This is a genomic window from Bordetella bronchialis (genome assembly GCF_001676705.1).
Classification (GTDB): Bacteria; Pseudomonadota; Gammaproteobacteria; order Burkholderiales; family Burkholderiaceae_B; genus Bordetella_C; species Bordetella_C bronchialis.
In genome coordinates this window covers 1930920-1957519 of sequence record NZ_CP016170.1, presented here as the reverse complement: position 1 = coordinate 1957519, position 26600 = coordinate 1930920, and the positions used below count along the sequence as shown (strand labels likewise).

At 67.6% G+C, this 26600-nt stretch carries 19 protein-coding genes; 6 read left to right on the top strand and 13 right to left on the bottom strand.

The features are described from left to right. Positions 1 to 60: 60 nt before the first annotated feature. The 4 genes from BAU06_RS08700 to BAU06_RS08685 form a co-directional block, all read right to left on the bottom strand. Positions 61 to 942, bottom strand: a complete 882-nt coding sequence (locus BAU06_RS08700) for a TrbG/VirB9 family P-type conjugative transfer protein (RefSeq protein WP_066347170.1) — start codon at positions 940 to 942, stop codon at positions 61 to 63. A 354-nt stretch (positions 943 to 1296) separates the two neighbouring features. Beyond that, positions 1297 to 2637 (bottom strand): extracellular solute-binding protein, encoded by a 1341-nt coding sequence (locus tag BAU06_RS08695; protein ID WP_066347168.1) that lies wholly within the window; start codon positions 2635 to 2637, stop codon positions 1297 to 1299. A 4-nt stretch (positions 2638 to 2641) separates the two neighbouring features. Continuing rightward, a complete protein-coding gene (locus BAU06_RS08690) occupies positions 2642 to 3898 on the bottom strand; it encodes a D-amino acid dehydrogenase (protein ID WP_066347163.1) in 1257 nt (418 codons plus the stop codon). A gap of 226 nt (positions 3899 to 4124) precedes the next feature. Then, complete coding sequence (locus tag BAU06_RS08685; RefSeq protein WP_066347161.1) at positions 4125 to 5174, bottom strand: CDP-6-deoxy-delta-3,4-glucoseen reductase; 1050 nt, start codon at positions 5172 to 5174, stop codon at positions 4125 to 4127. Positions 5175 to 5294: 120 nt separating this feature from the next. Between BAU06_RS08685 and sugE the strand changes: the two genes are divergently transcribed. Beyond that, positions 5295 to 5612 (top strand): quaternary ammonium compound efflux SMR transporter SugE, encoded by a 318-nt coding sequence (gene sugE / locus BAU06_RS08680; RefSeq protein WP_066347158.1) that lies wholly within the window; start codon positions 5295 to 5297, stop codon positions 5610 to 5612. 16 nt (positions 5613 to 5628) lie between these two features. On the opposite strand, the gene BAU06_RS08675 is transcribed toward sugE, so the two are convergent. From BAU06_RS08675 to BAU06_RS08640, 8 genes are all read right to left on the bottom strand, one after another. After that, positions 5629 to 6507, bottom strand: coding sequence for an MOSC domain-containing protein (locus BAU06_RS08675; protein ID WP_066347142.1), 879 nt, complete (start codon positions 6505 to 6507; stop codon positions 5629 to 5631). 120 nt (positions 6508 to 6627) lie between these two features. Beyond that, a complete protein-coding gene (thpD, locus tag BAU06_RS08670) occupies positions 6628 to 7548 on the bottom strand; it encodes an ectoine hydroxylase (protein ID WP_066347140.1) in 921 nt (306 codons plus the stop codon). Positions 7549 to 7587: 39 nt separating this feature from the next. Beyond that, the gene (locus BAU06_RS08665) at positions 7588 to 7986 is read right to left on the bottom strand and encodes an ectoine synthase (RefSeq protein ID WP_066347137.1); all 399 of its coding nucleotides are present in this window, start codon (positions 7984 to 7986) and stop codon (positions 7588 to 7590) included. Then, positions 7983 to 9290 carry a diaminobutyrate--2-oxoglutarate transaminase gene (gene ectB / locus BAU06_RS08660; RefSeq protein WP_066347130.1) on the bottom strand — a complete coding sequence of 436 codons (1308 nt, stop codon included), beginning with the start codon at positions 9288 to 9290 and terminating at the stop codon, positions 7983 to 7985. The genes BAU06_RS08665 and ectB overlap by 4 nt, the downstream gene beginning before the upstream one ends. Positions 9291 to 9389: 99 nt before the next feature. Continuing rightward, positions 9390 to 9938 carry a diaminobutyrate acetyltransferase gene (ectA, locus tag BAU06_RS08655; RefSeq protein ID WP_066347121.1) on the bottom strand — a complete coding sequence of 183 codons (549 nt, stop codon included), beginning with the start codon at positions 9936 to 9938 and terminating at the stop codon, positions 9390 to 9392. Further along, entirely contained in the window at positions 9935 to 10498 is a 564-nt protein-coding gene (locus BAU06_RS08650; protein ID WP_066347112.1) for a MarR family winged helix-turn-helix transcriptional regulator, read from the bottom strand. Before BAU06_RS08650 ends, ectA begins: the two co-directional genes overlap by 4 nt. A 284-nt stretch (positions 10499 to 10782) precedes the next feature. Beyond that, complete coding sequence (gene parC, locus BAU06_RS08645) at positions 10783 to 13092, bottom strand: DNA topoisomerase IV subunit A (RefSeq protein WP_066347109.1); 2310 nt, start codon at positions 13090 to 13092, stop codon at positions 10783 to 10785. A 53-nt stretch (positions 13093 to 13145) separates the two neighbouring features. After that, positions 13146 to 15161 (bottom strand): DNA topoisomerase IV subunit B, encoded by a 2016-nt coding sequence (locus tag BAU06_RS08640; protein WP_066347104.1) that lies wholly within the window; start codon positions 15159 to 15161, stop codon positions 13146 to 13148. 261 nt (positions 15162 to 15422) lie between these two features. Between BAU06_RS08640 and trxA the strand changes: the two genes are divergently transcribed. Next, positions 15423 to 15749 carry a thioredoxin TrxA gene (gene trxA, locus BAU06_RS08635; RefSeq protein WP_066347101.1) on the top strand — a complete coding sequence of 109 codons (327 nt, stop codon included), beginning with the start codon at positions 15423 to 15425 and terminating at the stop codon, positions 15747 to 15749. Positions 15750 to 15829: 80 nt separating this feature from the next. Next, complete coding sequence (gene rho / locus BAU06_RS08630; RefSeq protein ID WP_066347086.1) at positions 15830 to 17086, top strand: transcription termination factor Rho; 1257 nt, start codon at positions 15830 to 15832, stop codon at positions 17084 to 17086. 254 nt (positions 17087 to 17340) lie between these two features. Here the strand turns inward: rho and BAU06_RS08625 are convergent, their stop codons facing one another. Further along, positions 17341 to 20976 carry a YhdP family protein gene (locus tag BAU06_RS08625; protein WP_231934021.1) on the bottom strand — a complete coding sequence of 1212 codons (3636 nt, stop codon included), beginning with the start codon at positions 20974 to 20976 and terminating at the stop codon, positions 17341 to 17343. 92 nt (positions 20977 to 21068) lie between these two features. On the opposite strand from BAU06_RS08625, the gene glnE reads away from it, so the two are divergent. The 3 genes from glnE to BAU06_RS08610 all read left to right on the top strand — a co-directional run bounded on the left by glnE (position 21069) and on the right by BAU06_RS08610 (position 26491). Next, positions 21069 to 24074: a bifunctional [glutamate--ammonia ligase]-adenylyl-L-tyrosine phosphorylase/[glutamate--ammonia-ligase] adenylyltransferase gene (glnE, locus tag BAU06_RS08620; protein ID WP_082993578.1), complete on the top strand. Its 3006-nt coding sequence runs from the start codon at positions 21069 to 21071 to the stop codon at positions 24072 to 24074. 34 nt (positions 24075 to 24108) lie between these two features. After that, on the top strand, positions 24109 to 24828 hold the full coding sequence (locus BAU06_RS08615) for an epoxyqueuosine reductase QueH (RefSeq protein WP_066347077.1): 720 nt from the start codon (positions 24109 to 24111) through the stop codon (positions 24826 to 24828). Positions 24829 to 24952: 124 nt separating this feature from the next. After that, the gene (locus BAU06_RS08610) at positions 24953 to 26491 is read left to right on the top strand and encodes an acetolactate synthase large subunit (RefSeq protein ID WP_066347061.1); all 1539 of its coding nucleotides are present in this window, start codon (positions 24953 to 24955) and stop codon (positions 26489 to 26491) included. Positions 26492 to 26600 lie beyond the last annotated feature (109 nt).

Here is a 26600-nt window from a genome sequence, read left to right as displayed (position 1 = left end):
GCGATCCGGGGCGGCCGCGACGTTGCGAGACGCGCCTTTGTCCGGAATGCGGCGGCCGCGTCATAGCGAGGCTCCCGCCCGCGCGGCGGTACGATCGCAGGCCTGCGACAAGGGAATGACCCGCAAGACCTGGTTGGCATAGAAGCACGGCTGCAAGGGACGGTCGCCCAGTTCCGTGGCGGCGACGAGCTCGCGCACGGACCCCTTGAAGTCGTCCGAGAAGTCCGCGCTGGCCGAGAGCGGAATATCGACATCCACGGCCCAGTGCTCGGGCTGGAAGGTCCAGCCGGCCAACCCCGCCCAGCGGGCCAGGGCGCGGCGCATATTCTCGTCGGTGGGGCCGACACGATACAAACGGGCGGCAGTGAAGGCGCCCGCCTTATTGCGCTGCGCATCGCCGCGGGAGGGGGCCGGCAGGACCGCGCCGCTGCCCTGGACGGCCGCGCCGGCGGCGTCCGTTGACGGCCGCCCCGGAACCCCGCCGGAAGACGCCATGGCAGGCGCGGTCGCGGGCGCCACGGCGAAATGCGCCGGCGGCGCCATGGGTGGCATGGCGCCCGCCATCGCGGAGGACGCCGGGCCGACGTAATCGGCACGCGCCTGCAGCGAACCGCCCCGCATGATGAGAGACGGCCATTTCCCTTGCACGATGGCATAGGGCTCGCGGCGCACATAGGCGGCCGGCTGCTGGATGCCGTGGGACTCCACGAACAGCGCCGGCATGGCCTGGCCCGGGGCGAACTGCAGCCAGGTCTGGCGGCCGTCGTCGAATACCTGCAAAGGCGCGACCTGCCGATCGCCGGAAAGACGCCAATTGAAATCGTGGATACGACCGGCCCCGGGCGCCGGCGTCCAGTCCTGCGCGCCGCTGCCCGGCGCCCACGATGGTACGCAGGCGGACAGCCATGGCAACAGGAACAGCGTCTTGAACAATCGATGCATGCCGGATCCCCGCGATGGTCGCGCCGGCATTGGCGCGACACAGCCATGGTGCCGGCGGCCGGAAAGGCCAACAAGGCGCACATATACGCATGGCTGGAAGCATCACGCCATCGGGGATAGGACGGCCTTCGCGACGTTCCGGGCCGCGCCGGCGGACCGCGGCGGGAGAACGACCGCAGCGACCCGGCATGCGGCCGTACATGCCGCCAATACGATCACGACCGCATCGATCTCAAGCAAAAAGGCCCGGGCCCGTGCGATAACGGGTCCGGGCCTTGACGCCTGGCCATCCGGCTTGCGGCGGCCGGTTCATATCCGCCCGCCGCTTGCATCGCCGGGAAGGCGCGCGGCGTATCAGCGCTGCTGCGCGATCACGCGTGCCTGGCTGATGGCATTGGTCAATGCCGCCACCGGCGGGGTCTTGCCATCGAAAGCATCGTCCAGCTCGCGGCTGAGGAGCGGTTCGATGCGATCGTAGTTGTTCACGCGGAAACCGCGCGCGGTGATCGGCGGCTGGGTACGCATGTTGGCGATGATGGATTGCGCACCCGGCAGGCGGTTATAGAAGGAAACCTCGGACGCACGGAAAGCGGCCTCGGTCAGCGGCAGGTAGCCGGTGTTCTGGTGCCATTCCGCGGCCACGACCGGCTTGGACAGCCAGGCCAGGAATTCCGCGGTGGCCTTGTCCTGCGCGGCGGGATGGCCTTCCATCACCCAAAGGGCGGCACCGCTGACGAAGGGCTTGCCCGGCGTCTTGGTGACCTGCTCGTAATAAGGCAGGGGCGCCACGCCGAAATTCAGGCCCTTGGCCGCCATCAGGCGTCCCAGGGCGCCGGAGCCGGACGTCAGCACGCCGCACTGCCCCTTGGCGAAAGCCACGTCCGGCTGGTCGTCGTTCGAGTGCTGGGTCAGCAATAGGGAGCGCTTCCACGTGGCCATCAGCGACACATGGCGCATGTACAGGGTGTCGAACTGCAGCGATGCGGGCGCCGGCTTGCCCTTCACCGCCTCGATGCCGTTGCCGTTGCTCGTGTACAGCTGGTTGTTGATGGGCGCCAGGTTTTCCAGGTGGACTTCGACCTGGTCGCTGGAGGCGTATGGGCACTCGACATCGGCGGTGTCGCGCAGCTTCAGCAGTTCGGCCTGCAGGTCCTGCCAGGTCCGCGCCGGCTTGTTGGGGTCCAGGCCAGCCTTCTTGTACAGCGCCGTGTTGTAGAACATGACCGGGATTTCGGCCATGTAGGGGAAGGCCAGCAGGCGGCCCTTGCTGTCGCGCGTAAAGCTGGTGGTGGACGGCAGGAACCAGGTGGCATCCTTGATGGGATACTTGGCCAGCAGTTCGTACAGCGGCTTGATGGACTTGTATTCCGCCACGACTTCCGGCGAATGGTTGTCCTGCAGCTGCACCAGATTGGGCGCCTTCTTGGCCGACACGGCGGCGACCGTGGCTTGCTGCAGGGCCTGCGGCGTGGCGAAGTCGCGCAGCGCGACTTCGACGTCGTTCTGTTCTTTGTTGTATTGCTTGACCAGCTTTTCGAATTCCGCCTTGTTGGCGTCGGTCAGGGTATGCCAGACCTGGATCTGCACCGGCGCCGCATGCGCCGCTCCCGCCGCCATCATGGCGACGCCGAAGATCCAGACGCGCCCGGTGGCGCGGATTGCGCGGGCCAAGCCCGTTTCGTGCAAGTTCTTCATAGGTCTACATGCCGAGGAAAGGAAACTCCGGTTCCGGCGCGCGTCCGCTGAGCAGATCGGCCAGAGCCCGGCCCGAACCGACCCCCATCGTCCAGCCCAGCGTTCCGTGGCCTGTGTTCAGGTACAGGTTGGGAATACGGGTACGGCCGATCAGGGGCACGTTCGACGGAGTGGACGGACGCAAGCCCGACCAGTAAGCGACGCGATCGAAGTCGAGCGCGCCGGGGAAAAGATCGCGCGCCAGGTCCGTCATGGCCTGGCAGCGCCGGGGATTCAAGGCGCGGGAATAGCCCGCGAGTTCGGCCGTGCCGGCCATGCGCAGGCGGTTTCCCAGCCGGGAGAACACCACTTTGTGGCTGCTGTCCGTCAGGCTGACCGTGGGCGCCGCCAGGGGATCCAGGATGGGGAAGGTCGCGGAATAGCCCTTGGCGGGATAGACGTTGCACGGCACGCCCAGCGGGCGCACCAGCAGCGGGCTGTAGCTGCCCATGGCGACCACGTAGGCATCGGCCGATACCTGGCCGTACACGCCCTGCGGATCGAGGATTTCCACGGCATCCACCCGGCCGCCGACCGGGACCAGGCGGGTGACCTGCGTGGAATAGCGGAATTCCACGCCAGCGGCCAGGCACTGCGCGGCCAGCGCGGCGGTGAAGAGATGGACGTCGCCGCTTTCGTCTTCCGGCGTGAAATCGCCGCCGACGATGCGGTGGCGTTGCGGCGCCAGGGCCGGCTCCACCGCCACGACTTCATCGGCCGTCAGGATGCGGCGTTCCACGCCGAAGTCGCGCATGACGCCGGCCGCCTTTTGGGAGAGCTCGAATTCGTGCGCATCGCGATAGAAATTCAGGATGCCGCGCTCCAGGTGGTCGTACTGGAGGCCCAGGTCGGCGCGCATGCCGCGCAGGGTGGCGCGGCTGTACTCGGCCAAGCGCACCATGGCGCGGATGTTCGGGGCCAGCCGGCCCGGCAGGCACTCCCGCAGGAAGGCCAGACCCCAGGCCCACTGCCGCCAGTCCAGCTGCGGCCGGAACAGCAGCGGCGCGTCTTCGCGGAACAGCCACTTCAGCAGTTTGAGCGGCGCCTGGGGATTGGCCCAGGGCTCGGCGTACGAGACGGAAATCTGGGCGCCATTGGCGAGACTGGTTTCCTGAGCGGGACCGGTACGCCGGTCTATGACCACGACATCATGTCCGGCCTGGCGCAACCACCACGCCGACGAAATACCGATGATGCCAGCTCCCAATACCGCAATTCTCATTCGCGCCAAGCTCCTGGGTGCGACCACGGCTGACCGCAGCCGGAGACGCGAGATCCCGTTGAAATACCGGGAAAGAAGTTTACATTGCCTCTTGCCGCGGATTCCGCATCCCGGGCGTTGAAAAGCATCGCTATCCGTCTGCTTGTAAGCTGCCGTGTCAACTTCCCGGCCAAGGGGAACGACGCGCCGCCTTGCCTGGTTCCGGGCGGGCGCGCGGCGCGCATCGTCAGGCGGGGCGCGCCTTGGCCAGGTCGGCTTCGGAAGTAAAGGCATCGGCGTAGAATTCCTCCGCCGGCAACCCGCACTGCGCGGTGAACTCGCGCCGGGCGGCATCCACCATGACGGGGGCGCCGCAAGCATACACCTGATAGCCCGACAGATCGGTCAAATCGCGCATGACGGCTTCGTGCACGAAGCCCGTGCGCCCGGTCCAGCCGTCTTCCGGCAAGGCATCGGAGACGACCGGCACGTAGCGGAAGTCCGGCAGGCTGGCCGCCCAGGAAGCCGCCAGGGCATCCATGTACAGGTCGCGCGGACGCCGGCCGCCCCAGTACAGGGACACGGGCCGCCGGATCTGCTTGTGGGCCATGTGCTCCACGATGGCCTTGATGGGCGCGAAGCCGGTGCCGCTGGCCAGCAGCACGATGGGCTTGTCGCTGTCCTCGCGCAGGAAGAAGGAGCCGAACGGCCCTTCGATGCGCAGGATCTCGCGCTCTTTCATCTGGGTGGCGCCGGCGCCGAACACGTGATCGGTGAAATGCCCGCCGGGCATATGCCGGATATGCAATTCCAGCGGGCTGCCGGCATGGGGCGGCGTGGCCATGGAATAGCTGCGGCGCCGGCCTTCCTTCAGGATGAGCTCGATATATTGGCCCGCGTTGAAGCGGAAGGTCTCGGACGCGGGCAGTTGCAGCTTGATGACCGCCACGTCGGGCGCGGCGCGTTCGATGGTTTGCACGCGGGCGGGCAGCTTGCGTATCTGGATGTCGCTGGCCAGGCGGACTTCCGCCGACTCCACCAGCAGGTCGGAGGAAGGCCGGGCCTGGCACAGCAGGGTATAGCCGGCCGCCAGTTCTTCCGGGGCGAGGATCTGCGCGGGATAGGGGCCGGCGTCGTACTGACCCGATACCACCTTGCCTTTGCAGGTGGAGCAGGCGCCGCTACGGCAGCTGTAGGGCAGGACATAGCCTGCGGCCAGCGCGGCATCGAGCACGGTTTGTCCGACTTCGGCCTTGAACTGGTGCTGGGAGGGCGTAAGGGTTACCTGGAAACTCATGGCGCGACGGGTGCGTGACGGTTCGGGAACAGGGGCGAATCGGACATTCTATAATTTTTGCCGTCCCGGGACAGGCGCAGCCGGGGCTGCCATCCCGCTTAATGCGCCGGAAGGTTCTCCATGACGTGGGTCATCCTGGTTCTGGCCGGATTGTGTGAAATCGTGTGGGCGGTGGGCCTGAAGTTCACCGACGGCTTTACCCGCATCCTGCCCTCTGCCATCACCATCGTGGGCATGGTGGCCAGCGTGTGGCTGTTGGCCATCGCCATGCGCACCCTGCCCCTGGGCACGGCCTACGCCGTGTGGGTAGGCATCGGCACGGTGGGCGCGTTCATCGCCGGCGTCATCCTGTTCGGCGAAAGCATGGGCTGGCTGCGCCTGGCCAGCGTGGCCCTGATCGTGGTTGGCCTGGTCGGCTTGAAGCTGTCCGCGTCGTAGCGCCGCGTCCGCCGCGCTAGAAATTCCACTCCGCCGAGATCGCGTCGCCCACCCGCAGGATGGCGCCGGGCCGGGCATCCACGATGGCGTTCTGCCCGAACACCACGCCCAGGTCCGTGCTGCGCGTGGCGGTCAGCGTGATGCCGGGCTCGTCGCCGCGCCGGCCCGAGCGCTGGTCCACATCCGGGATGCTGCAACGCGTGCAAGGCTTGACCAGGGCCATGCGGACGTCTTCGCCGCGCGCCAGCAAGGCCAGGTGATCCTCGTCGTAGGCGGCCAGGTCGTCGCCGTCCAGCACGATATTGGGCCGGAACCGGTTCATCGGCACGGGCTCCCGCCCCTTCCCCCGCAATTGGGCATTGAGTTCATCCAGCGATGCCTGGTTGGCGATCAGCAAGGGGAAGCCGTCGGCGAAGCCGAACAGGTTGCGGTCGTCGAAGCCGGCGGCCAGGTCGGCGTGGCTTTCGCGCCAGCGCCCCACCCAATCGCGGCTGACGACACGCCCCGCGCCGGCGATATCGACCTTGAACAGGCGGCAGGGCTGTCCCAGGAAGTCGCTGAACCAGCGGGCGGCCGCTTCGCCTTCGGGGCGAGCGGTGAAAGTATCGCGCCACACCGTGACGGATTCCTCCGGGCCGGCCAGTCCGGAGCCATCCAGGGGCACCTCCAGCGGCGGCATGCCGGGCGCGCCCAGTTGCAGATGCGTGGCGGTCAGGGCCGTGCGGATCGCGGCCATCTCCGGCCGCTGGCGCTGCGTCAGGAACTGGCCGCCGGCCACGACCAGCCAGCGGCGGTCGTGGGCCAGTCCGGCGGCATCGATGGGCGACACATCCAGATCGATGCCCGCGCAGGACTTGACGGGGTAGATGTGCAGGCTGCGTATGGAAAGGGACATGTCGGGCCGGGCGTGCTTGGGAATCGCGCAAGCATAGCAATAATCCCGGGCAACCCGGCCACCGCGGCGGCGGGCGGCGTTGAATGCGTCGCGCGCCGCGCGCGGCGCCGCGGCGGCGCGTCAGACCAGCTTCAGCGCGTCCAGCGGCGTCAGGGCCTTGAAGCCGGACCGCGTGGCGATGTGCTCCGGCCGCGGCGCCAGCCCGTATTTCGGCGCGCCCAGCGCGTTTTCGACGCTGTTGTAGACCATGAATACATTGGACCGCGGCCAGGGCGAGATATTGCTGTTCGAGCCGTGCATGGTGTTGCAGTCGAAGAACACCACCGAGCCCGCCTTGCCCGTCATCGCCTGGATCCCGCCCTGTTCCACCAGCAGTTGCAGGCTGACCGGATCCGGCACGCCGTACTCCTGCTTTTTCAGCGACTGCTTGTAGTGGTCCTGCGGCGTTTCGCCGATGCAGGAGATGAACTGCCGGTGGGAGCCCGGCACCAGCATCAGCGGACCGTTGCAGGCATTATTGTCGGTCAGCAGCACCGAGCAGCTGAGCGCGCGCATGGCGGGCATGCCGTCCTCGACGTGCCAGGTCTCGAAATCCGAGTGCCAATAGAATTCCTTGCCCTTGAAGCCCGGCTTCATGTTCGCGCGCGACTGATGGACGTAGACTTCGGAGCCCAGTATCTGCCGCGCCACGTTGATGAGACGGGGATCGCGCGCCAGCCGCGCGATCATGGGGCTGAGCTGGTGCACCATGAAAATGGACCGCACCGCATTGCTGCCCGGTTCGGTAATGGATTCCTCGCGCCGCACGATGGCCGGATCGCGCGTCATGCGCGTGGTCTCGGCGATGAGCGCATCGACCTCGGCCGCCGGCAAGAGGTTTTCCAGCATCAGGAAACCGTCGCGTTCGTAGGCCTGGACTTGCTCGGCCGACAAGGCGTCGGCGTAGCGCCCGTCGCCATACACCACGGGGTCGTGGCGGGCGACGATGCCGGCGCTGCGGTCGGTGCGCGAGGCGTATCGGTCTTTGGCAGGTGAGATCATCACGTTGCCTCCTTGCAAATGAATCGGTTCAGCACTGTCTTACGCCGCCGCCTTTTCGGGCAGCGGATACACGCCGTTCTCGTCGTGCACTTCCTGGCCCGTCAGCGGGGGATTGAAGACGCAGATGACGCGCAGCGGCTTTTCGCCGCCGCACAGCCAGTGTTCGTCGTTTTCGTTCAAGGCGTAGACCACGCCCGGACCCAGCTCATAGCGCTTGCCGTCGGCGATGGTTTCCAGGGAACCGTCGCCTTCGATGCACCACACCGCCTCCAGGTGGTTGCGGTAATGGATATGGGTGCGCGTGCCGGGAAAGATGGTCGTTTCGTGGAAGGAGAAGCCCATGCCGTCTTTCTTGAGGAGCACACGCCGGCTCATCCAGGTATCGGTGCGGACCTCGTCCTTGGTCCCGATGACGTCTTTCACATTGCGTACGATCATTGGCGTTTTCCTCCGAATTTCAGGATGCGGGCGGATTGCCCGGATTCGGCCAGTACGTCGGCCACACTGGCCTCGATGGCGTCGAGGCCGCGCTTGAGCAGGTCGTCTTCGATGGTCAGCGCGGGCAACACCTTCAGCACCTCGTCATGGGCGCCGGATGTCTCGATGACGATGCCGCGCTCGAAGGCCTTGCGGGCGATGCGGTTGGCCAGCTCGGGCTGGCTGGCGGTGACCAGGCCCTGTATCAGGCCCCGGCCGCGAACCGCCAGGCCGCTGCCCGGATAGCTGTGCGCCAGGTTCTCCAGCCAGTCGCGCACCAGCCTTTCCTTGCGCAGCACTTCGCGCGAAAACGCCTGGTCTGCCCAATACGTGTCCAGCGCGGCGGCCGCGGTAACGAAAGCCAGGTTGTTGCCGCGGAAGGTGCCGCTGTGGGCGCCCGGCTTCCAGACATCCAGTTCAGGCTTCATCAGCACCAGCGACATGGGCAGCCCGAAGCCGGACAGGGACTTCGACAAGGTGATGATGTCGGGCTGGATGCCGGCGGTTTCGAAGCTGAAGAACGTGCCGGTTCGTCCGCAGCCCACCTGGATGTCGTCCACGATAAGCAGCATGTCGTGGCGGCGGCAGACCTTTTCCAGCTCCTTCAGCCAGCGCAGCGTGGCCACGTTGACGCCGCCCTCGCCCTGCACGGTCTCGACGATGACCGCGGCCGGCTTGTCCGTGCCGCTGCTGGGATCGTCCAGCATGCGCTCCAGGTAGGCCATCGTGTCCACGTCGGGACCGAAATAGCCGTCATAGGGCATGAAGGTGGTGTTGCTGAGCGCATAGCCGGCGGCATCGCGAAACTTGGCATTGGCCGTGGCCTGCAGGGAGCCGCCGCTGACGCCGTGGAAGGCGTGGGTAAAAGAGATGATGTTGGAACGGCCCTTGACCTGGCGCGCGATCTTCAGCGCGGCTTCTACCGCATTGGTGCCGGTGGGTCCCGTGAACTGCAGCGTATATTGCCATTTGCGCGGCTTCAGCAGCACCCGGTCGACCGTTTCCAGGAAATGCTTTTTGGCGCTGGTGGCCATATCCAGGCCGTGCACCACGCCGTCGGACGCCAGGTAATCCATCAGGCGCGCCTTGAAGAGCGGGTTGTTGTGCCCGTAGTTCAGCGTGCCGGCGCCGCTGAAGAAATCGATGTATTCGGTCCCCTCTTCGTCGATCAGCAGCGAACCGCGCGCCTGATTGAAGATCACCGGGAAGGAACGTATGTAGCCGCGTACTTCCGACTCCATGCGATCGAAGATTTTCAGGTCCATATCGTTTTCTCCTTTTTGGTGCATCTGGGACAAGCGGACCGCTGCCCGCCGCGATGGCGGCGCCGTCCACTGCTTGGGGGAATGCCGCGACCGGTCCGCCTAGCGCGGGATCGAGGCGAACGGCCCGATGCTCAGCAGCATCTCGTCGTCGTGCTCGGCCTGCCCGAAGAGCTGCTTGCCGAAGAACGGTTGTTCGGCCACATGGGCGCCGAGATCGGCGGCCAGGCGGATGAACGTGCGACGCGATGCGTGGTTGTCGGGGCCGACGGTGGTTTCCAGACGGCGGACGGCCGCCAGTCCGGGACGGCGCAGCAAGTCGTGCAACATGTGCCGCGCCAGGCGATGGCCACGCGCGCGCTCATGCACGGCGACCTGCCAGATGAAAAGACGGTCCGCCTGCCCGGGGGGCACGTAGGCCGACACAAAGCCGTCGATGCTGCCGCCCGGGCTTTCCGCCACCACGCAGGTGCCGGAAAAGTGCTGGCACAGCAGCAGGTAGGCGTACACCGCGTTCAGGTCCAGCGGCGGACATTCGGCGATCAGGCGATGGATGGCCGCGCCATCGGTGACCCGCGGCGTCCTGAACAGGTGGGTCGCTTCCTGCGCGAGCGGAGGCGCGGCGGCGCGCGCGATGGCGGCCCGCGTCATACCACCAGCCCCGATTCCGGCGCCGGCCCGTTGGTGGGTACATCCAGGATGGGCGACGCATCGTGCGCGTCGGCGGGCGCCGCCTGGCCACCCTGCTCCATCAGCGCGACGATGCGTTCCAGCGACAGGGTGATGGTGGCCTGTTCCAGTTCCGGCAGGGCATTGAGGGCATCCGCCAGGTGCTTCTGCAAGGGCGAAGGCGCCTGCTTGGCGAGCTCGATGCCGGCGACGGTGGCGGTGACGAACACGGTGCGGCGGTCCTCGCGGCCGCGTTCCCGGCGGATCAGGCCCTTGTCTTCCAGGCGGTCCAGGATGCCTACGACCGTGCTGGGGCTGACGTGGATTTCCCGGCTGATCGCGGTGGAGGTCAGCGGGCCCAGCGCGATGACCGTGCGCAGGCACATGAGCTGGGGCGCGGTGATGTGGCTGACCGCTGCCAGCTGGCGCGAGTGCAAGGCAATCGACCGGGTGATCCGGCGCAGCGCGCGCAGGATACGCAGGTCGTACTGCTGGGCAGAGGGCGCGGGCGCCGCGGGAGCGGGGTGATGGGACTCAGTCATATGCACTGAAATAAATCGGCTCAGTAAGATTCTGACCAGAATAAATTCTGGTGAATTGATTTCAGTACGAATTATATGAGCTCAAGTCGATCCTGTGAACCCCCGTGATCCGCCGGGGCGGGCGATCTCACCTTCGCTTACCTTCGGTCACCTGCCCCGCGGCGGGGTCGGTGCGGCGGGGCATGGAGCCGGCAAGCCAGGCCAACCGGCAAGCGCCCCGGCAAAAAAAACGGCGGCCCCAGGTAAACCCGTGGAGCCGCCGGCCTTGGCCGCAAAACGGTGCGCTAGAACACCGGGGACAGCAAGGGCTGCTTGGGCCGCACGTCCAATTGCCGGCCCTTGCGCGCCCGCTTGCCCACATAGGCCTGCAAGTCCGCGCCGGCCAGGATGTCCTCGACCTGCTTGTTGCGATACGTACCCGTGGCGCGCAGGCCCTTGGGACCGATGGGCACCGCCTGGGCCAGCGTGTCGTTGCCATCCAGCCCCATCAGGATGGTGCCGCGCCCGCCGCCGGCCAGCGTCTTGACCTCGTCCAGGCCGAACAGCAGGAACTTGCCCTTGGCCGACAGCAGCGCCAGCCGCTGGGCACTCTCGAAGACCGGCACCGGCCGCAACAGCGCATCGCCCTCTTCCAGGGTGATGAACTGCTTGCCGCCGCGCTGGCGGCTGGTCATATCCGACAGGCGCGCGATAAAGCCGAACCCGCCCTCCGTGGCGAACAGCCAGCGGGTGTCCGGCGCCGCCGCGATCATGTGCAGGATGCGCGTGCCCGAGGCCAGATCGATCATGGTGGTGACGGGCTGCCCGTCGCCGCGCGCGGAAGGCAGGTTGGCCACCGGGACGGTGTAGGCGCGGCCGTTGTCGCCCAGGGCGATCAGGGTATCCGTGGTGCGGCATTCGAAGGCGCCGTACAGGTGGTCGCCCTGCTTGAAGCCGAACTGCGTGGCATCGTGCCCATGACCCTGCCGCGCGCGCAGCCAGCCCTTCTGCGACACGATCACGGTGACCGGCTCATCGACGACGCGCGCTTCCACCACCGCGCGTTCCGCCGCCTCGATCAGGGTGCGGCGCTCGTCGCCGTACTGCTTGGCGTCGGCTTCGATCTCACGGACGATCATGCGCTTGAGCGAAGCGGGATTGTCCAGCAGCTCCTGCAGCTTGGCGTGCTCTTCGCGCTTGTCCGCCAGTTCCTGCTCGACCTTGATGCCATCCAGGCGCGCCAATTGGCGCAGGCGCATTTCCAGGATGTCCTCGGCCTGGCGCTCGGTCAGCTTGAAGCGCGTCATCAGCGCGGCGCGCGGCTCGTCGGCTTCGCGTATGGTCTGGATGACCTCGTCCACGTTCAGGTAGACCACCATGCGCCCTTCCAGCACATGGATACGGTCGGCGACCTTATCCAGGCGGTGGCGCGTGCGGCGGATGACGGTGTCCGTGCGGAAGGCCAGCCATTCCAGCAGGATCTCGCGCAGCGGTTTCTGGCGGGGGCGGCCGTCGGTGCCGATGCACACCAGGTTGACCGGCACGCTGCTTTCCATGCTGGTCTGCGCCAGCAGGGTGTTGACGAACTCGTCGCGATCCACGCGCGAGGTCTTGGGCTCGAAGACCAGGCGCACCGCGGCATCCTTGCCCGACTCGTCGCGCACGGCGTCCAGCAGCGCCAGCATCTGCGCCTTGGCCTGCTGCTGTTCCGCGGTCAGGGCCTTCTTGCCGGCCTTGACCTTGGGGTTGGTGAGTTCCTCGATCTCTTCCAGCACGCGCTGGCCCGATGCGCCCGGGGGCAGTTCGGTGACCACCAGCTGCCACTGGCCGCGGGCGAGTTCCTCGAACTGCCAGCGGGCGCGTGCCTTCAGCGAACCGCGGCCGCTGTTGTAGATCTGCGCGATGTCCCCCGCCGGGGTGATGATCTGCCCGCCGCCGGCGAAATCGGGACCCGGCACCAGGGCATAGAGTTCTTCGTCCGGCAGGTTGGGATGCTTGAGCAGCGCGACGCAGGCCTGGGCGATTTCCCGCAGGTTGTGCGAGGGGATCTCCGTGGCCATGCCCACGGCGATCCCCGAGGCGCCGTTCAGCAGCATGACCGGCAGCCGCGCCGGCAGCATCTGCGGCTCCTGGTGGCTGCCGTCGTAGTTGGGAATGAAGTCGACCGTGCCTTCCTCGAGCTCGTCCAGCAGCAACCGGGCGATGGGGGTGAGCCGGGCCTCGGTATAGCGCATGGCCGCGGCGTTGTCGCCGTCGCGCGAGCCGAAATTGCCCTGGCCGTCGACCAGGGGATAGCGCAGCGTGAAGCCTTGCGCCATGCGGACCATGGCGTCATAGGCCGCCTGGTCGCCGTGCGGATGGTATTTGCCCAGCACGTCGCCCACCACGCGGGCGGATTTGACGGGCTTGGCGGTCGGCCCCAGGCCCATGGCCTGCATGGCGTACAGGATGCGCCGCTGCACGGGCTTTTGCCCATCGCCCACGTCGGGCAGCGCGCGGCCGCGCACGACGGATACGGCATAGTCCAGGTATGCCTGCTCCGCGTAGCGGCCCAGCGTGATGGCGGCGTCGCCCGATTCGGTGTCGAACAGGCCTTGTTGATTACTGTCGGTCATGGTGTCGCGTCATTGCGATGCCGCCCCGGCCATGCCGGCGGCGGCATCTGGCATCAGATATCGAGTTCGGCGAGGTTGCCTTTTTCTTCCAGCCAGGAACGGCGCTGCGCGGATTCGCCCTTGCCCATGAGCATGTCGAAGACGCGCGTGGTCTGTTCCGGGTCCAGGTCGCCGTAGCTCACGGGCAGCAGGCGCCGCGTATCGGGGTTCATGGTGGTTTCCCACAGCTGCTCGGGACTCATTTCGCCCAGCCCCTTGAAGCGGCTGATGCTCCAGCTGCCCTCGCGCAGGCCTTCCTTGCGCAACTTGTCCTGCACGGCTTCCAGTTCGCCGGCGTCCAGGCAATAGACCTTGCGCGGCGGGCGCTTGCCCTGCGCCGGCACATCCACGCGGAACAGCGGCGGCCGCGCCACATAGACGTTGCCGGCCTCCACCAGCTTGGGGAAATGCCGGTAGAACAGGGTCAGCAGCAGTACCTGAATGTGCGAGCCGTCCACATCGGCGTCCGAAAGGATGCAGATGCGGCCGTAGCGCAGGCCGGACAGGTCCGGCGTATCGCCGGGCCCGTGCGGATCGACGCCGATGGCCACGGCGATGTCATGGATCTCGTTGTTGGCGAACAGGCGGTCGCGCTCGACTTCCCAGGAGTTGAGCACCTTGCCGCGCAGCGGCAGGATGGCCTGGAATTCCTTGTCGCGGCCCATCTTGGCCGAACCGCCGGCCGAGTCGCCCTCTACCAGGAAGACCTCGGTACGCGAGGCGTCGCTGGATTCGCAATCGGTGAGCTTGCCCGGCAGTACCGCCACGCCGGAACTCTTGCGCTTCTCGACGCGTTGCGCCGACCGCGCGCGTGCCTGGGCCTGGCGGATCGCCAGCTCCGCCAGCTTGCGGCCGTATTCCACATTGCTATGCAGCCAGAGGTCCAGCGCCCCGCGCGTGAAGCCGCCCACCAGGCGCACGGCGTCGCGGCTGTTCAGCCGTTCCTTGATCTGCCCCTGGAACTGCGGGTCCAGCACCTTGGCCGACAGCACGAAGCTGGCACGGGCGAAGACGTCCTCGGGCAGCAGCTTGACGCCCTTGGGCAGCAGGCTGTGCAGTTCCGCGAAGCCCTTGACGGCGGCGAACAGGCCCTCGCGCAGGCCGGACTCGTGCGTGCCGCCCGCCGGCGTGGGTATCAGGTTTACATAGGATTCCCGGACGGCATTGCCCTCTTCCGTCCAGGCGACCACCCATTGGGCGCCTTCGCCGTCGGCGAAGGTTTCGTGGTCCGCGCCGGCGTACTGGCTGCCCTCGAACATCGGGATCATCAGTTCGGCGCCGTCCAGGGCCTCGGTCAGGTAGCCGCGCAGGCCGTCCTCGTACAGCCAGGACTTGGTGTCGCCGCTCTTTTCCACCGCCAGCGTGACGCGGGTACCGGGCAGCAGCACCGCCTTGCTGCGCAGCAGCTGGGTCAGCTCGGCCAGCGGAATGTTGGGGCTGTCGAAATACTTGGGATCGGGCCAGACGCGCACCCGCGTGCCGGATTTCTTCCTGGCCACGCCGCTGAAGGGGGCCAGCGCTTCGGCGACCTCGCCGTCGCGAAACACCATGCGGTGAATGCCGCCGTCGCGCCAGACGATGACCTCCAGGCGGTTGGCCAGCGCGTTGGTGACCGATACGCCGACGCCGTGCAGGCCGCCGGAAAACGCATAGGCGCCGCCGCCCTGCTTGTCGAACTTGCCGCCGGCGTGCAGCCGGGTGAACACCAATTCCACGACCGGGGCGTTTTCCTCGGGGTGCATGCCCACCGGAATGCCGCGGCCGTCGTCCTCGACGGAGACGCTGCCGTCGGCGTGCAGCGTGACCTGGATGTGCTTGCCGTTGCCGGCCAGGGCTTCGTCGGCGGCGTTATCGATGACTTCCTGCACGATGTGCAGCGGATTTTCGGTGCGGGTGTACATGCCCGGGCGCTGCCGCACGGGCTCCAGGCCCTTCAGGACCCGGATGGACGCCTCTGTATAACGTGGAGTGGCCAAGTTATCCCCAACATCTGTGGAAAAAAACCGACATTCTAAGAAAAGCCTGAGCATTGGCGCGGCCCGAGGTGGGATGCGCAGATCCTGACCAGGCACCGGACGGGCGCCGGACGAACCCCGCCGGCCCATGGGCGGCGGGAGCGTCCGCCCCCGGCGGGACGGGGCTGTCGGCGCCGGCCGCCCCCGCGCGAGGCTGGTTATCCTACACAAAAACCCATGAAGCCTGTTCGGATGGACAGTGGTATGCTTTAATCCTGCCAAACAATAAGGGCGGGTCGTAGCACGTCTCCCCGCCGCAAAGCAACGAGAACAGTCATGAGTGACCAAATCAAGCATGTCAGCGACGCCAGCTTCGATGCCGACGTTTTGAAGGCCGACCTCCCCGTGCTGGTCGACTACTGGGCCGAATGGTGCGGCCCCTGCAAGATGATCGCCCCCATCCTGGAAGAAGTCGCCAAGGAATACGCCGGGCGCATCACCATCGCCAAGCTGAACGTGGACGAAAACGGCGACACGCCGGCCAAGTACGGCATCCGCGGCATCCCCACGCTGATGCTCTTCAAGGACGGCAAGGCCGCCGCGACCAAGGTCGGTGCCCTGTCGAAATCCCAACTCACCGCCTTCCTGGACAGCGCCTTGTAATCAGCGTTCGCTCCCGTCGCGCGGGCCCGTCCGTGGCCCGCCGCCCCCTTCCTCTTTCCTTCCCCCGATAATTCAACGCAATGCACCTGAATGAACTAAAGGCGCAACACGTCTCCAAATTGCTGGAACTGGCCGCCTCCCTGGAAATCGAGAACGCCAATCGCCTGCGCAAGCAGGAGCTGATGTTCGCCATCATGAAGAAGCGCGCCAAACAGGGCGAGCAGATCTTCGGCGACGGCGTGCTGGAAGTCCTGCCGGACGGCTTCGGTTTCCTGCGGTCGCCGGACACCTCGTACCTGGCGAGCACCGACGACATCTATATTTCCCCCTCGCAGATCCGCCGCTTCAATCTGCATACGGGCGATTCCATCGAGGGCGAGGTGCGTACGCCCAAGGACGGCGAGCGTTATTTCGCGCTGGTGAAGGTCGACAAGGTCAACGGACTGCCGCCCGAGGCGATCAAGCATCGGATCATGTTCGAGAACCTGACGCCGCTGCATCCCAACCAGGCGATGCGGCTGGAACGGGACATCAAGAGCGAGGAAAACCTGACCGGCCGCATCCTGGACATCTTTGCGCCCATCGGCAAGGGCCAGCGCGGACTGATCGTCGCCAGCCCCAAGTCGGGCAAGACGGTGATGATGCAGCACATCGCGCACGCCATCACCACCAACTTCCCCGACGCGGTCATGATCGTCCTGCTGGTGGACGAACGCCCGGAAGAAGTGACGGAAATGCAGCGCACCGTGCGCGGCGAAGTGGTCGCCTCCACCTTCGACGAACCGGCGACGCGCCACGTGCAGGTGGCCGAAATGGTCATCGAAAAAGCCAAGCGCCTGGTGGAACTCAAGAAAGACGTGGTGATCCTGCTGGACTCCATCACCCGCCTGGCGCGCGCCTACAACACGGTCGTGCCAGCCTCGGGCAAGGTGCTGACCGGCGGCGTGGACGCCAATGCCCTGCAGCGCCCCAAGCGCTTCTTCGGCGCCGCGCGCAACGTGGAAGAAGGCGGTTCCCTTACCATCATCGGTACGGCCCTGATCGAAACCGGCAGCCGGATGGACGAAGTCATCTACGAAGAATTCAAGGGCACCGGCAACTCGGAAGTCCACCTGGAACGCCGCCTGGCGGAAAAGCGGGTCTACCCGTCCATCAACCTGAACAAGTCGGGCACCCGCCGCGAAGAGCTGCTGATCAAGCCCGAACTGCTGCAGAAGGTCTGGGTACTGCGCAAATTCATCCACGACATGGACGAAATCCAGGCCATGGAATTCATCCTGGACAAGATGCGCGCGACGAAGACCAACGCCGAATTCTTCGACATGATGAAGAAGTAGGTCCACCCCCCGAAGCGCTGCGCGCTTCCCCCCTCAAGGGGGGCGACGCTAGCGGACCGGCGGAGCCGGATCCGCGCGTCCTGGGTCTGGGAGGCACCTGTTTTTTGCGGAGGGGGAGGCTCCCCTCCGAAGCGCTGCGCGCTTCCCCCCTCAAGGGGGGCGACGCTGCAGACCGGCGGAGCCGGATCCGCGCGTCCTGGGTCTGGGAGGCACCTGTTTTTGTGCAAAGATGGCAGTGCCTATCCCTAGTTTTATCAATGCTCGATGGGGTCCTTGGGTATTGCGGCTTCGGATGCGGGGCTGGTGGGGAGCGGGCCCTCGATGGGGGCGACCTTGGGGTCGCTCCAGGGGCCGGTGACCGCGTATTGCACGGTCATCGCCCGGGCCAGGGGGTATTTCAGCAGCCATTGCGTCACGAAGGCGCCCAGGCCCAGCAGCGGGTTCACGGCCAGCGCCGTGGCCACCGCGGCGCCGCTGGCATCCAGATTGGGCACCACCACGGCCTTCAGGTCCCAGGTTTCATCGATGATGCTGGTCGTGCCGGACAGCACGATCGTGGCGACCGGGCCGTTCACCTTGTAGTCGTCCGTGCGTATCAGGCCCTTCGATACATTGAAGCGGGCGCGTATGGTGTCGAAGGGAAAGCCGTCGCGGAACAGGTTCGCCGGATTCAATTCCAGCTTGGCCAGGCGCTGCAGGGATTGCATGGACAGCAGTTCCAGCAGGCGCGCCGTGCGGGAATTCACGTGGATGAGCCGGCCCTTGTCCATGCGCAGCTTCAGGTTGCCGTCTATACCCGCCACATTTTGCGACCACGGCAGGTCATACCAGGTGAGTTTGCCCTCCGCCGTTCCGGCGCCCCCGGCCGCCATGTCCGGCCAGCCCAACCGTGCCAGCAGCTTGCCGAAGTCGCTCCATTTGGCGGAAGCATCCACCGACAAGCCGCGTTCCGGGCCGCTGAGCCGCCAGGTGCCCGTGGCGTCCAGCGAGGCGTCGTCGTTGGCGATGCGCAGCGTATCCAGCCGCCAGCGTTGGCCGCGCTCGACATTGGTGCCGACCACGCGCAGGCTGCCCAGGTCCTTGCCATAGAAGCGCAGCACGTCGGCTTGCAGGTCGACCGCGGGGATATCTTTCAGGTCGTCGCCCGACGAGGTATCGTCCGCGGCTTTTTCATGGCCTTCCTCACCGAAGGACAGGTATTTGAAGCGGGCGCTGACCTGCCCGGCGATCGCGCCGGAAGCCTCGCGCCACGTAACTGAACCGGCGGCCTGTTTGGACTGGATATCGACGCGCCACTGGGCGGGCTCGGGGCGCACGGCATAGAGCTTGAGGTCGTTCAGCGTCACGCCCGCCACGCGCAGCCGCGGGGTCTCCATGGAAATCACGTCCGGCGGTGGCAGCAGCGGCGTATCGGCCGCGCGCTTGCCCTTGGCTGGCGCGGGGGGCGGATCGAAACCGTCCGCCACGTCCTGCCACGCGTCCACGTCCAGATCGGGCAATTGCAGGCGCAGGCTGAGCCCCTGCGCGGGCAGGGTCGCGGGCTGGTTGGCGCCCAGCGCGCCGCGCGCGAACGTCCAGCGCTTTTCGGCGGGATCGCGTTCCAGCAATAGATTGATGTTCTGGCCCAGGCTGGCGGTCAGCCAGTCGCGGTCGCGGCTGCCGGCATTGGTCGCCGGGCTCCATTGCACGCGCAGGGGCAGCGTCGCGGCGGCGGTCTTGCCGACCGGCGCGGGCATATCGATGGCCATGCCAGCCAGGTCCGACTCCAGCGAAACGTCCACGCGCCCGCCACGGATGTAGAGCAACTTGCCGCGCACCGCGGTGCGCCCGGAGAAGCGCGACATCGCCGGGGCGCGCACCAACTGCGCGAGCCCCGCCGCGCTGACCTGGCCGTCGAAGCGCAAGCCGTTGCGCGTGTCCAGCAGGCTGCCGTTGATGGTCAGGGGGCCGCCCAGGAACTGGGCCTGTACGTCGCGCGCCCGCAGGTCTTCCTCCGTGAATTCCAGCATGCCGCGCAGCTGCGTGAGCGCGGGCAGCCGGGGATACAGGGTGAAGTCGTTGTCGTTGAAGGACAGCGAGCCCTGCACGGTGGTGTCGTCGGTATGCCGCAGCGGAACATGCAGCGCGAGCGCCACATCCCACTCGCCCGTACCGCGGGACTGCGCCAGGCGGTTCTCCAGCAAGGCGCCCAGGGGCGTGGCGTTCGCCGTGGAGAGAAAAGCGGGCACGGGACCCCGCACCTCGCCCTGCAGGTAGAGCTCGGCGTCGTTCTCCATATCCGGGATACCGGCCTTGATCGCGCCCAGCTGCAGCGGCGTATCGCGCACGTCGGCCGGACGCAGGATGCCCCCGGGCTTGCCGTCCAGGGTAAGCGCCGCGCCATCGATGGCGAAACTGCCGTCCAGGCCCAGTATCGCCGGCCAGGCCTTGCGGTCCCGCGTCGCGGGGGCGTAGTCCACCGTCGCGCCTATGAACTGCCCGCCGATATGGAAGCGGCCGCCCTGCTCCGGCCGCGAAAAGGGAAACTGGTTCAGGTCTCCCCGCAGGACCAGGCCGGCATCGCGGACGACGCCCGCCTGCAGGCCGGTGGCCAGCCATTCGCGGGCGTCCTGCGATACGGTCAGGGGCAGATAGCGGTGAATGGCGCTCATGGTGGCGCGCCGCAAAGTGCCCCGGACGTCCGCGGTGCCGGCATCGGTCTCGCCGCGGGCTTCCCATTTGCCCTGCAGGCGCAGGTCCAGGTCGCCGTTGGCGGCCTGCAGGTCGCGCAGGTCCATGCCAAGGACGCCGTTGGGCGCGCGCCGCACGGTGGTGTCCAGCCGGGCCGTGTCCAGCGCCAGCCGGGGTTGTTCGAAGATACCGGGCAGGTCGGCGCGAACCTCCGCCGCCTGCCCGCGCAGCGCCAGCCCCGCGCCGTCCGCGCTGCGCGCCAGGGCGGGATATTGGCCGGCCCTGGCCAGGTCGCCGGGCAGGCCTTCCAGGCGGGCGCGGACCGTGCCGGCCGATGCGGCGACGCCGTCCTGCCAGCGCCAGCCCAACTGGCGCGCGACCAGGTCCAGCGTCACCGCGCCGAGCTTGCGGCCGTCGACCTGCATCCAGGCGCGGGCCGCCATGCGGCCTTGCAGCGGCGGCATATCCAGCCAGGGCCGCCAGGCGGTAGGCTCGCCATCCGCCAGCTCGGCGTAGACCTGCCCATGCCAGCTGGCGAAGTCCATGGGGTGGCGGTTGAACAGCGAGCGCTCGACCTCTCCGCGCACCGTGAGGCCGGCTGCCAGTGCGGCGGGCGGCCGGGCCTGCAGGGCGAAACGATGCGACAGCGCGCCATTGAGCATCACCAGGCTGGCATCCTGCAGCGTCAGTTCCGGCGCCGCGCGCGACTCGTCGATCCAGCGCACCGTGGCATGGCGCAGCACGATTTCACGTTGGCGCGCCAGCCACCGCAAGGCCACCGACCGGCTGGCGTCGTCCTGCCCGGAACCCGCAAGATCGATGGATAGTCCCGCTACCCACAGGCGGTCGTCGCGGTCGCGGCGCACGGTAAGGTCCAGCCCGTCGGCCTGCAGGAACACCAGCCGCGGCTCGCGGTTCAACAGGCTGCGCCAGGCGAGCACCGCATCCACCGCCGGCAGGGTCAGCACCGGGTCGCCCTGGCCGTCGGCGATTTCCACGCCCGCCAGGGTCAGCCTGGGATTGAGGCCGCGCCAATCGGCCGCGATGTGGCCGATGCGCACCGGAGCGCCCAGCGTCTGGCTGGCGTACTGTTCGATCTGCGGGCGCCACTGATCGATGCGCGGCAGCACGAAATAGCGCAGCCCCAGCAGACCCACCGCGGCGGCGACATAAATGATCCAGAGACTCCAGAGCAGACCGCGGAGGATTTTGAAGGGCACACGCACGTTTATTTAGCGGGGAAAGAGGTCTTGCGGTATCGTCCCCTTATACCCGAAATGTTTCGGGGCGTCTGCGCGATTTTTATCTATCTATGTCGACCTCTTCCCGCACACCGGCCGCCGGTTCGCCGGCCGCCGCTTCGCAGTCCGCCACTTCTCCGTCTGCCATCTCGCCGGCGTCGTCCGCCGCGGGCGCGATAGCCTTCGACGTCGCGCTGGCCTGGTCGGGCCACTTGCGCCGCGCGCTCGATGCGCGGCCGGACCTGCACGCGTGGCTGCGCGATGAGGGCGTGACGCAGGCATTGACCCCGGCGGTCCTGCGGACGTGGCGGGATGCGCTGGCGGGCACCCAGGCCGAGACCCTGCCGGTGGCCGAATGCCGCGCGGTGCTGCGGCGCCTGCGCGAACGTGTCTTCTGCGCCCTGATGGTGCGGGACCTGGCCGGCGCGGCCAGCCTGGAGGAAGTGGTCGGCGCCATGACGGCGCTGGCCGACCTGGCGGTGGCCGAGGCCTACCGCAGCGTGGCCACCGACCTGGCGGGCGTGCACGGCGCGCCCATCGACCCGACGACCGGCGCGCCGCAGGAAATGCTGATCATGGGCATGGGCAAGCTCGGCGGCCAGGAGCTGAACGTCTCCTCTGACATCGACCTGGTCATGCTGTACGGCGAGGAAGGCGAAACGCCCGGCCCCCGCCGCCTGAGCAACCACGAGTTCTACGGCCGGCTGACGCAGCGCATGATGCCCGTGCTGTCGGAACGCGATGCCAACGGCCATGTCTTCCGCACCGACCTGCGGCTGCGCCCGGACGGCGACGGCGGCCCGCTGGCCTGGAGCCTGGACGCGCTGGAACATTACCTGGTCGGGCAAGGACGCGAATGGGAGCGCTATGCCTGGCTGAAAGCCCGCCCCATGCCGGCCCGGGCCTTCGCCGGCAGCGATCCGGAACCCCATCTGCGGCACATGGAAAGCCTGCGGCAGCCCTTCGTGTACCGCAAGTACTTCGATTTCGATGCCCTGGCGGCGCTGCGCGCGCTGCGCGAACGCATCCGGCTGGATTGGGAAAGACGGGCGCTGGCGCGCAACGGCATGGACAGCGCGCTGAACATCAAGCTGGGCGAAGGCGGTATCCGCGAAATCGAATTCGTGGTGCAGCTCTCGCAACTGATACGCGGCGGCCGCATGCCGGCGCTGCAGGTGCGGGGCTTGTTGCCGGCCCTGCACTGCGAGCGCGAGGCCGGCCTGATCCCGCCGCAGGACGCCCAGCGCCTGGAAGCCGCGTACCGTTTCCTGCGCCGCGTCGAACATGCCCTGCAATACCGCGAGGACGAGCAGACCCACCTGCTGCCTGCCGAGCCGGCCCAGCGGGCCGGACTGGCCGCCGCCCTGCGCATGGACCCGGACGCCTTCGAACGCACGCTGGCGGAACACCGGGGCTTTGTCGAGGAAACCTTCCGCAACGCATTTCGCCTGGCCGGCGTGGGCGACGGTGACGGCGGCGCCGGGGCATCGAGAAATCCCCAGCCGACGAACGGCCCGGACGGCGCGCGGAGCGCCGCTTCGGGGCCGGGCGCCGCGGCCGGCGCGCGCCCGGCCCGTCCGGGCGAGGCGAACGGCGGCCGCCATGTCCCGGGCGGCAACGGCGCGGATGCCGAGACGGATCCGGAATCCGCGCTGCTCGACGAAATCCACGCCCTGTTCGGCGAGGACGCCGCGCAGTTGTCCAACCGCGCGCGCGCCCTGCTGGATAGTCCGCGACTGCGCACCCTGCCGCACACCAGCCGCCAGCGGGTCGACACCCTGCTGCCCATGACGCTGCGGGCGGCCGCCCGCACCGGCGCGCCGGCCGCCGCCGCGGTGCGCCTGTTCGACCTCATCGAAGCCATCGCGCAACGCAGCGCCTACCTGGCGCTGCTGGCCGAATACCCCGACACGCTGGCGCGCATCGCACGCATGATGGCGGCCAGCCCCTGGGCGGCCCAATACCTGACTCAGCACCCGCTGCTGCTGGACAGCCTGATCGATTGGCGCACGCTGCACGAGCCGCTGGACTTCGGCGCGATGGCGCGCCAGCAGCGCGCGGATCTGGACGCCTGCCTGCTGCCCGACGGCAGCCCCGACATCGAGCGGCAGATGAACCTGATGCGCGACGTGCAGCGCCAGGCCAGCTTCCAGCTTCTCGCCCAGGACCTGGAAGGCGAACTGACGGTCGAAAAACTGGCGGACCAGCTGTCCGCCCTGGCCGACATGCTGCTGGCCGAGACGCTGCGGCGCGTCTGGCCCCTGGTCAACAAGCTGCCGGGGGCGGAACCGCGCTTCGCCGTGGTGGCCTATGGCAAGCTGGGCGGCAAGGAGCTGGGCTACGTTTCCGACCTGGACCTGGTGTTCCTCTACGATGACCCGCGCGAGGACGCCGCCGAGGTATACGCCAAGCTGGGGCGGCGCATGGCATCCTGGCTGTCCACCATGACTTCGTCCGGACGCCTGTACGAAATCGACCTGCGCCTGCGTCCCGACGGCGACGCGGGGCTGCTGGCGGTATCGGTGGAAGGATTCGCCGAATACCAACGCAAGCACGCCTGGGTATGGGAGCACCAGGCGCTGACGCGGGCGCGCTTTGCCGCCGGCGACCCCGGCGTGGGCGCCCGTTTCGAGGCCGTGCGCAAGGAGATCCTGCTGCAGCCGCGCGACGCCGCGAAGGTGCGCGCCGAAGTGCTTGCCATGCGCGAGAAGATCAGCGCGGGACATCCCAACAAGACCGACAAGTTCGACTTGAAGCACGACCGCGGCGGCATGGTGGACGTCGAGTTCGTGACCCAGTACCTGGTGCTGACGCAAGCGGCGGCGCATCCGGTGCTGGTCGGCAATCTGGGCAATATCGCGCTGCTGGGCATCGCGGCGCGCGAAGGCCTGGTCGATCCGGCGGTGGCCGCCCGCGCAGCCGATGCCTATCGCACCCTGCGCAGGATGCAGCACCAGATCCGGCTGCAGGGCCAGGAAAAAGCGCGGGTCGAACCCGGCGTCCTGGACGCGGAACGGGACGCCGTGGTGCTGCTCTGGAACGCGGTATTGGGGGACGAGCCGGCCGCACACGCCTGAGCGTCGCGCGGGGGAGTCGCCCTATAATCGAGCCATGTCCGAACTCGTCCGCCCCGTCCTGCAATTGCCCGAAGGCCGCCGCAAGGTGCTGCTGCACTCCTGTTGCGCGCCCTGTTCCGGCGAAGTCATGGAAGCCATGCACGCCTCGGGCATCGATTACGCGATCTACTTCTACAACCCGAACATCCATCCGGTCAAAGAGTACGAAATCCGCAAGCAGGAAAACATCCGCTTCGCGGAAAGGCATGGCATCGAGTTCATCGACGCCGACTACGACATGGACAACTGGTTCGAGCGCGTCAAGGGCATGGAAAACGAGCCCGAGCGCGGCATCCGCTGCACGGCCTGCTTCGACATGCGTTTCGAGCGCACGGCGCTGTACGCCCACGAGCACGGCTTCGACACGATCACCAGTTCGCTGGGCATCTCGCGCTGGAAGGACATGAACCAGATCAACGGCTGCGGCGAACGGGCCGCGGCGCGTTATCCCGAGCTGGTCTACTGGACCTACAACTGGCGCAAGGGCGGCGGTTCGCAGCGCATGATAGAAATCAGCAAGCGCGAAAACTTCTACCAGCAGGAATACTGCGGCTGCGTGTATTCCCTGCGCGACACCAACCGCCATCGGCGCGCCCAGGGCCGCGAACGCATCTACATCGGCGTGAAGTTCTACGGCAAGGATGGCCCCGTCAGGCAGGAAACGCTGCTGGCGGACGATACGCCGGCGACCGCCGCCACGCCGGATACGCCCTGATTCCCATCGCCACGGGCAACGGCCCCGGCATGGGGACCGGACAGGCCGGCACCCTGGAGACATTCGCGGCGCGCCGTGCGGCGTACACTTTGTCCTCGACCCCGCCCGCAACCTTGAGGACACTATGAACGGCGCCGAAAGTCTGGTCCATACGCTGCTGAAAAGCGGCATCGATACCTGCTTCGCCAACCCTGGCACCAGCGAGATGCACTTCGTCTCCGCGCTGGACCGCATTCCCGGCATGCACTGCGTACTGGCGCTGGCCGAAGGCGTCGTCACCGGCGCGGCGGACGGCTATGCCCGCATGGCCGACAAGCCGGCCGCCACGCTGCTGCATTGCGGACCGGGGCTGGCCAACGGGCTGGCGAACCTGCACAATGCGCGCCGCGCGAATTCCCCCATCGTCAACATCGTCGGCGACCAGGCCACGCATCATCGCCCGCTGGACGCGCCGTTGACGGCGGACACGGAAGGTTGGGCACGCCCTGTTTCCGCGTGGACGCGCACCGCCACCGATGCCGCCACCATAGGCCGCGACGCCGCGGCCGCCGTGCAGGCGGCGCGCACGGCACCGGGCCAGATCGCCACGCTGATCGCGCCTTCGGACACCTGCTGGAATGCCGGCGGCGTCGTCGCCGAACCGCTGGCGCCCCCGCCCGCTGCGTGCGTCGACGAAGGCGCCGTCGCGGCGATCGCGCGCGTGCTGCGCGCGGGCGAACCGGCCGTGCTGTTCGTGGGCAATGCGGCGCTGCGCGAAGCGCCGCTGGCCGCGGCCGGACGCATCGCGCATAAAACCGGTGCGCGCGTCATGGCGCCCACGTCCAATCGCCGTGTCGAACGGGGCGCCGGCCGCTATCCGGTCGCGCGCCTGCCGTATGCAGTGGAACCCGCCGTCGCCGCGCTCAAGGGCGTCAAGCACCTGATCCTGGTGGGCGCCAAGGCGCCGGTGGCGTTCTTCGCCTATCCCGACAAGCCCGCCGTAATGTACCCGGAAGACTGCGTGGTGCACGTCCTGGCGCGCGAGGACCAGGACGCCCTGGACGCCCTGTCCCGGCTGGCCGATGCCCTGGATGCGCGTGTCCCCGCGCCGGTCACCGAGCGTATCGCGCTGGAGCCCGCGCGCGGCGCCGTCACCTCCGAAGCCGTGGCCCAGACCGTGGCCGCGCTGCTGCCCGCGAACGCGGTCATCGTCGACGAAGGCGTAAGCTTCGGCCGCGCCTTCTACCCCGGCACGGCGAACACCGTGCCGCACGACTGGCTGCAGATAACCGGCGGCGCCATCGGCAACGGCCTGCCCCTGGCCACGGGCGCGGCCCTGGGCGCGCCGGGCCGACGCATCGTCTCGCTGCAGGCGGACGGTTCGGCGATGTACACCGTCCAGGCGCTATGGACCCAGGCCCGCGAACAGCTGGACGTGACCACGGTCATCCTGGCCAACAGGAAGTACGCCATCCTGCTGGGCGAGCTGCAAGGGGTCGGTGCGGCCGCCGGCAAGACGGCCATGGATATGCTGGACCTGACCCGTCCCGATCTGGAATGGGTGAAGATCGCCAACGGCATGGGCGTGGAAGCCGCGCAGGCCGACACCATGGACAAGTTCGCCGATCTCTTCGCCACCGCCAACCGGCGCAAGGGGCCTTTCCTGATCGAGCTGGTCATCTGACCTCCCGCGCGCGGCCAGGCGCGCGGGCCGGCTAACATCGCATCACAAAGAGTTATGCGGGCCGCGGCGCGCGGCGGTCTTCGCACGGCTATCCTGCGCAATATAGCGA

Coding starts and splice junctions, on each gene's coding strand:
- ectA (WP_066347121.1), bottom strand. CDS start 9,938: ATGACGCGGGCCGCCATCGCGCGCGCCGCCGCGCCTCCGCTCGCGCAG.
- glnE (WP_082993578.1), top strand. CDS start 21,069: ATGTCGACCTCTTCCCGCACACCGGCCGCCGGTTCGCCGGCCGCCGCT.
- BAU06_RS08650 (WP_066347112.1), bottom strand. CDS start 10,498: ATGACTGAGTCCCATCACCCCGCTCCCGCGGCGCCCGCGCCCTCTGCC.
- BAU06_RS08640 (WP_066347104.1), bottom strand. CDS start 15,161: ATGCTCAGGCTTTTCTTAGAATGTCGGTTTTTTTCCACAGATGTTGGG.
- BAU06_RS08610 (WP_066347061.1), top strand. CDS start 24,953: ATGAACGGCGCCGAAAGTCTGGTCCATACGCTGCTGAAAAGCGGCATC.
- rho (WP_066347086.1), top strand. CDS start 15,830: ATGCACCTGAATGAACTAAAGGCGCAACACGTCTCCAAATTGCTGGAA.
- BAU06_RS08615 (WP_066347077.1), top strand. CDS start 24,109: ATGTCCGAACTCGTCCGCCCCGTCCTGCAATTGCCCGAAGGCCGCCGC.
- BAU06_RS08685 (WP_066347161.1), bottom strand. CDS start 5,174: ATGAGTTTCCAGGTAACCCTTACGCCCTCCCAGCACCAGTTCAAGGCC.
- BAU06_RS08690 (WP_066347163.1), bottom strand. CDS start 3,898: ATGAGAATTGCGGTATTGGGAGCTGGCATCATCGGTATTTCGTCGGCG.
- thpD (WP_066347140.1), bottom strand. CDS start 7,548: ATGATCTCACCTGCCAAAGACCGATACGCCTCGCGCACCGACCGCAGC.
- ectB (WP_066347130.1), bottom strand. CDS start 9,290: ATGGACCTGAAAATCTTCGATCGCATGGAGTCGGAAGTACGCGGCTAC.
- BAU06_RS08675 (WP_066347142.1), bottom strand. CDS start 6,507: ATGTCCCTTTCCATACGCAGCCTGCACATCTACCCCGTCAAGTCCTGC.
- BAU06_RS08695 (WP_066347168.1), bottom strand. CDS start 2,637: ATGAAGAACTTGCACGAAACGGGCTTGGCCCGCGCAATCCGCGCCACC.
- sugE (WP_066347158.1), top strand. CDS start 5,295: ATGACGTGGGTCATCCTGGTTCTGGCCGGATTGTGTGAAATCGTGTGG.
- BAU06_RS08700 (WP_066347170.1), bottom strand. CDS start 942: ATGCATCGATTGTTCAAGACGCTGTTCCTGTTGCCATGGCTGTCCGCC.
- parC (WP_066347109.1), bottom strand. CDS start 13,092: ATGACCGACAGTAATCAACAAGGCCTGTTCGACACCGAATCGGGCGAC.
- BAU06_RS08665 (WP_066347137.1), bottom strand. CDS start 7,986: ATGATCGTACGCAATGTGAAAGACGTCATCGGGACCAAGGACGAGGTC.
- trxA (WP_066347101.1), top strand. CDS start 15,423: ATGAGTGACCAAATCAAGCATGTCAGCGACGCCAGCTTCGATGCCGAC.